Raw genomic sequence first — 6276 nt, 5'->3', positions numbered from 1 at the left:
ATGACGAACGTGTTCTACTATTAAGCGCAGCTCAAATAAATCATCATTGTCTATATCTAATTCAAGTATTTTCTCCAAAGATTTATCAGAACTGAACATCTCTTTTTTAGTAACTATTCCATTAGCATTTAGTATACTATGTATCTTGTTTTTCAATGTTGTGCGCAACTGTACCAATTTGCTCCGTGTTCCTATTAAACTGGAAGTTTGTGCTTGCTCTTTGCTTTTCACTCTTACCTCAGGTATTAGATCTTTGCTCAAATATTTTGCTATTATTCCAGCATCCAACTTGTCTGTCTTTTTTACTGAATTTGCAATTATCTTAAATTGTGTAGGATTGACTATCTTTACACTCTCTACAAAAGCTTCTATTGCTCTAACAAAATGTCCTGTGTTGCCAGTAGATTCTACCGCTAATACATCAGTTTTTCTCAGCGTCTTTTTAAATGCTTCTAAATCTTTTTCTGTTACTTTATACTCTCTTACTTTTACTTCTTCTGCAAGGTTTCTATAGCAAACTACAAAACTTCTCTTATGCAAATCTACTCCGATATATCTTCTCATCTCTACCTCCCTGGTTCGTTGTGTCTTCGGAGTAGAGTTATATTTTGGTGAACACCATCCTCCTATTCAGGCTCTTCTTGGCCTATGGTGACTATTCAGTTATAGGTGCCAGTTAACCTACTCTACGAGGTCTGTTGTCGCCTCACTAGAACATACAGCCTATAACCTATCTACTCCGGACTGTTGTATTTTACCTTTTTCATCCAGAGTATTCACCTTTTTGACTTTTATCGTATCATCTACTCTGAGCCTGTTAAGCCCTTCGGAGATGTCTTCTATGCAGAAGGGTGAGTTCTCAGAATGCCCGATTGTGGCGTAGAAGGTGTATGCGCCGTAGTACCAGAGTGAGTAGACACCACATACTCTTTTTCACTCACCTAAAAACCAAGAAAGTGCCATAATAACATTTTCTTTAATATTTTTGAAATAATATAAGAAAAGAAATTTTGAGTCACCTACCTTAAATCTTTCCTGAATATATTTACGACTCGGAAAAAGTATATAAATAATTAATTGAACTTTTCTTATAGTTCTAAATCCAAAAAGAAGTTTGCCAAGGTTGGCTACTTTTCTGTTTGGGTTTTCCAGAAGAGATAAAATTAGTTCTTCTCTTTTACTTATCCTTATATTCTTTAATTTATCTAAAACAGAAGAAATAACTGGTATATCAAAGACTTCTAACACTCTATTAAAGGCAAATCTCATTGGCATTGCCAGTTTATATTTTACTGTTTTTGAAATAAGAATATCCCAGTTTATATCTTTCTCATTATGAAGAATTAATTGTCTAATATCACAAATACTTACAATACAAGGGTCTGGAATATGGCTAAAAATATGTAATGCAAGGTTAATAAGGGTATCTTCAAGGGATAATACAAGAGTTTCTACATCTCCAAACTTAACACTACCTGCTTCTCTAAAAAGAGTTTTTGGTTGCAATCTATCCAGATATGGAGTAGGCCCCAGAAGAAAGTGGCATTCAACAAGGAGGTTCCTTCCTTTCTTTTTGGTATATCCTATATTCTTCCTTACGTTGATAGCCCCTTCTCGTGGCTCGTTATTTTGAGAATAACCTAATTTACCCATTACTAAATCTATCTTTTTCAAATCTTTTTTGTGTACTAAAATATCAATATCAGAAAATGTTCTAAGTCCATCAGGGTAGTAGGGTTCCATTGCTAATCCCTTAAGAAGGATAAGGTTTATATCGTCATTATTAAAAGATTCAACAAGAAGTTTAAACTCATTCAGAAATAGAAGATTTTTTATTGCGTTGTTTATCCTCAACTCTTTAATTTTTTTTGAGTTTTCTGGTTGAAAAAAGAGGTTAGGCGCTACCTCTTTAGAGTAGTATTCCATTAAAGGCAAAAAATCTTCTCTCTCTTTTAATAGTCTGGAAATTTCTGATATGTTGATATTATCTTTAAAAGTGTGTAAGTGTACCATCTTTTTTCGCTTTTATTACTGCTTTTGAAAAGAAGAAAAAACTTAAAGGTAGCAGAATTATAGAAAGAATAACTAAAACTTTAATCTCTGTAATCAGTTCAAGAATTGAGGCGCCCGTTAAAAGAGATTTTCTTATACCTTCTAAACTATGAGTTAAAGGAACAAATTTTGAGATTTTTTGTAACCATACAGGCATTATAGATACAGGGTACATCACCCCACCTAATAATCCAGAAATAGAACTAAAGAGCCACATAATAGGGTCCCCCTTCTTAAAGACTAAAACAAAACTTGCAGAGATAATGCCAACACTTAAGAAGCAGGTTATTGTGAGTATAGAGATTAACAAGGTACCTACAATGTTGGGGTTGACAAATCTGACACCAAAAAAAATTACTCCAATGAGAAGGTAAAGGATTACATTTATTGCACCTTCAAGAAAATAAAAGATAGAGGCAGATACAAGAATAGTTGGCAAACTTGTTTGGGTGCAGAATAGTGCTTCAAGAGTCCCTGTTCTTTGAGCATCTACTATAATACCTGAAAAGAAATGGAGAGAAAGCATCATGTATGAAGAAAATGCTATTCCAATAAGAACAAATGGGAAATACTCGTTTCCATAAGGAGTTAGAGATTGAATGTTGGAACCGTCAATAAGTTTTGATACAAAGAAGAAAGTAAATAATGGAAAAACAATACCTATAAGGTGTCCAAAAAAAACTAGTTTATAACTCAACGTCTCTTGTATATCTCGTTTTAAGAATGCTATTGCTTTTATCATTTTAATTACCAATTATTTGGTCAAAAACTTCTTCGAGAGTTGGTTCTTTAGGAAAACACGCAGTTACCTGAAACCCTGCTCTTGAAAACTCTTCTACAATGGAAGAAATATCTGTAGAATTTTCTTCTGTTGTTAACTGGACAATTATATTCTGTTTCTCTTCTTTAAACTTAGATTGTTTATACCTTTTTTTTGTGCAGATACTATCAATAATGTTTTTTGTGTTGCTAATTCCTTGTAAAAGATGTATCTCTATAACTGAATTAAGAGGTAACAAGGATTTAATATTATTGGGTGTATCGCAAGCAATCAACCTACCTTTATGGAGTATTAAGATTCGGCTACATAAATTTTCTGCCTCGTATAGATTGTGGGTAGAGAGGCACACAGTTTTACCTTGAGATAACACAAGGTCTTCCCTTATAAACTCTCTTAAATTTTTTGTTGCAGTGGGGTCTAAACTTCGGGTCGGTTCGTCCATTATAAGTATATCTGGTTCTGGTAACAAACTACGAGCAATAGACAATCTTTGTTTCATACCAGAAGAATAATCTTTAAACATACGGTGAGCATCTTCCCTTAAACCAACCAGAGTTAAGACCTTATCAAGCCGTTTATGGATATCTTTTCTACCAATGTTATTTAACACAGCAAAAAATTCAAGGTTTTGCCAACCTGTAAGCCGCCAGTAGAAACTACGTTCTTCTGTCACCACAAAACCTATTGAACGCCTAACTTGTGAAGGTTGCTTTTCTACGTCTAAACCATTCACTTTTACTATGCCTTTATCAGGCAATATTAGAGTAGCAAGAATTTTTAAAAGAGTAGTTTTACCGGCTCCATTAGGACCTAATAAGCCGAATAATTCTCCCTTATTTACAGAAAAAGAGACATCCTGAAGGGCAGTCATTTTTTCCTGTTTAAAAGGGTGGCGTAATATATCCCTGTACCTTTTAACAAGGGGGTATTTTTTTGTAAGATTACAAACCTCTATTGAATATTCCATTTTCCTTTTTTGTTCTCTCTCAATTTGTTACCTATGAGCGGTAGTAAAAACGAGATTCCGACTCAAGTCCGGATAGCACTCTCCTATTCTCTCCCCCTACCTCCACAAAAGGCTTAATCTCATTTAAATATAAAAGTATAAATTATATTTGAATAATTGTAAATTTAAAGATATCTTATATAATTACTATATTTAAAGAAAGGAGAACTTTTGAATAAATTTAAAAAAACTGAAGAGAAAAAATATTTTACAAAACAGAACACATATAAAAACCTTTTAAACATAGGAAAAGGTTCCTTGTTAAGCAGTCTTGATATTGAACTTACAGAAAGGTGTAACAACAATTGTATACATTGCTACATAAATCAGCCCGCTGACGATGAAAACTTAAAAAATAAGGAACTTTCTACGGCAGAGATAAAAAGCATTTTAAAAGAATCTGCCTCTCTTGGTTGTCTTAATGTTAGATTTACAGGTGGAGAGCCGTTATTAAGGCAAGATTTTGAAGAGATTTATTTATATGCAAGAAAACTTGGATTAAGGGTTTTAATTTTTACAAATGGGTGTTTAATCACCCCGCATTTGGCACAACTCTTTAAAAATATACCCCCTCTTGAAGGAATAGAGATTACGGTATATGGAATGAGTAAAACCTCTTACGAAAAAGTAACAAGGGTTGCTGGTTCTTACGAAAAAGCCTGGAATGGAATAAATTTGCTGTTAAAAAATGAAATGCCTTTTTCTGTTAAGGCGTCTATTCTTCCATCTTTTAAGCCAGAGATAGAGAAATTTGAAGAGTGGGCTTATAATAATGTGAAACCTCAAAATGAGACAAAATATGGGAATTACTCTATGTCTTTTGATTTGAGGGCAAGAAGAGATTCAGAAGATAAGAACCAACTTATAAGAAAGTTACGGCTACCTCCTGAAGAAACCCTTAAAATCCTAACAAGAGATAAGGAAGGATATATTAAAAATGTAAAAGAGTATTATGAAAGATGTGGTGGACCTGTCGGGAAGACCCTCTTTGACTGTGGTGCTGGGATTCAAAGTGGTTGTGTGGATGCTTACGGGAATTTTCAGATGTGCCTTCTGTTACGACATCCAAAAACAGTTTATAACCTTAAAAAGGGTTCTTTAAAAGAGGTTTTACAAAACTTTTTCCCTACCGTAAGAAAAATGGTAGCAGAAAATCCTGTATACCTTGAAAGGTGCGCAAAATGCGTTTTAAAAGGTTTATGCGACCAGTGTCCTGCTAAATCTTGGATGGAACACGGCACATTAGATACTCCTGTTGAATACTTATGTGAGATTTCTCACACAAAAGCAAGATTACTCGGGTTTTTGAAAGAAGGGGAGAAGGGCTGGGAAGTAAAAGTTGTGAGAAAATAGTATTTAGTATTACATAAACAGAAAGGAATATTTAAAATGGATATACTTGAAAAGTTTTTAAGAGAGAAAGAAAAACCTCTCAAAAAGCATAATCGGCGTTACTTTAAAACAGCAGGTATTACTGTCTGTGTAGAAAGTGATTTAGATTTTGATAAGATAAAATTTATAAGTAAATTTGATACTTTTGCTGTAGAGGGTCCTGGTGAGGATAATGTTACTTTAAGGCATTCCTTTTATCTGCCTCAATTTAATTATTCAGATTTAGGAGAAAAGGTATATCACAATGCCCCCTGGATAATTTACCGTAAAGACGGTTATTGGATATATCTCTGTTTTGTAAAAGAGGAGACCAGAGAAAATGTATATAAGATTGCAGTATTCAATAAAGATCATACGGAAGGCGTTATATTTAATAATCCGGACATTAAAGACAATCTATATAAAGAAGGTTTTTTTTCACTCGCCTTTTTTCCTACAGACCAGATTTGGATTGCCCCCCTTCTTGCTGATAGAAATGCTTTTTATTTACACTCTTCAGCTTCCATTATTAACGGAAAAGGGCTGATATTTGTAGGGCATTCAGAAGCAGGAAAATCAACAACACTAAAAATGTTGAAAGGTAACGCAGAAATTCTTTGTGATGATAGAAATATACTTAGAAGGTGGGAGAACGGATGGCAAGTTCACGGTACGTGGAGCCACGGAGAGATACCAGACGTTTCTTCTTCTTCGGCTCCTTTGCGCGCTGTCTGTATTTTAACAAAAAATAAATCTAACAGGTTGGAACTTGTTACTGATAATATGGAAATCTGGAAACTCCTTCTTGTAACACTTGTAAAACCATTAGTTTCCGTTGAGTGGTGGCAGAAGGAATTGGACGTATTAGAGATGCTTGTAAAGGAGGTGCCTGTATATAGAATGTACTTTGATAAATCAGGGGAGATAGTGGAAATATTAAAAGACAGTCTTTTCCAGTCAAATAATGAGCCTGAAATAATTAAGGGTCACAAACAGGCATAATTTTTTTTAATAACCTGCTTCTTTGTTTTTGTACTATATCTGCCATTTCATTGTCAGTCTTGCT

At 34.0% G+C, this 6276-nt stretch carries 6 protein-coding genes; 2 read left to right on the top strand and 4 right to left on the bottom strand.

Annotated features, from left to right (window positions below; genetic code table 11):
* From M0P98_08920 to M0P98_08905, 4 genes are all read right to left on the bottom strand, one after another.
* A partial coding sequence (locus tag M0P98_08920) for a transposase (GenBank protein MCK9266971.1) occupies positions 1 to 564 on the bottom strand: 564 nt, incomplete at its 3' end.
* 369 nt (positions 565 to 933) lie between these two features.
* Entirely contained in the window at positions 934 to 2013 is a 1080-nt protein-coding gene (locus M0P98_08915) for a nucleotidyltransferase family protein (protein MCK9266970.1), read from the bottom strand.
* A complete protein-coding gene (locus M0P98_08910; protein MCK9266969.1) occupies positions 1991 to 2794 on the bottom strand; it encodes an ABC transporter permease in 804 nt (267 codons plus the stop codon). The genes M0P98_08915 and M0P98_08910 overlap by 23 nt, the downstream gene beginning before the upstream one ends.
* Before the next feature lies 1 nt (position 2795).
* Positions 2796 to 3800, bottom strand: coding sequence for an ABC transporter ATP-binding protein (locus M0P98_08905; protein MCK9266968.1), 1005 nt, complete (start codon positions 3798 to 3800; stop codon positions 2796 to 2798).
* A 210-nt stretch (positions 3801 to 4010) separates the two neighbouring features.
* Here M0P98_08905 and M0P98_08900 point away from each other — a divergent pair, with 210 nt between their 5' ends.
* Both M0P98_08900 and M0P98_08895 read left to right on the top strand, forming a co-directional pair.
* Positions 4011 to 5192 carry a radical SAM protein gene (locus M0P98_08900; GenBank protein MCK9266967.1) on the top strand — a complete coding sequence of 394 codons (1182 nt, stop codon included), beginning with the start codon at positions 4011 to 4013 and terminating at the stop codon, positions 5190 to 5192.
* Positions 5193 to 5228: 36 nt separating this feature from the next.
* A complete protein-coding gene (locus tag M0P98_08895; GenBank protein ID MCK9266966.1) occupies positions 5229 to 6212 on the top strand; it encodes a hypothetical protein in 984 nt (327 codons plus the stop codon).
* The last annotated feature ends 64 nt before the right edge of the window (positions 6213 to 6276 follow it).

It is taken from the genome of bacterium (assembly GCA_023230585.1).
Lineage (GTDB): Bacteria > Ratteibacteria > UBA8468 > B48-G9 > JAFGKM01 > JALNXB01.
This window is presented reverse-complemented; position numbering and strand designations above follow the sequence as displayed.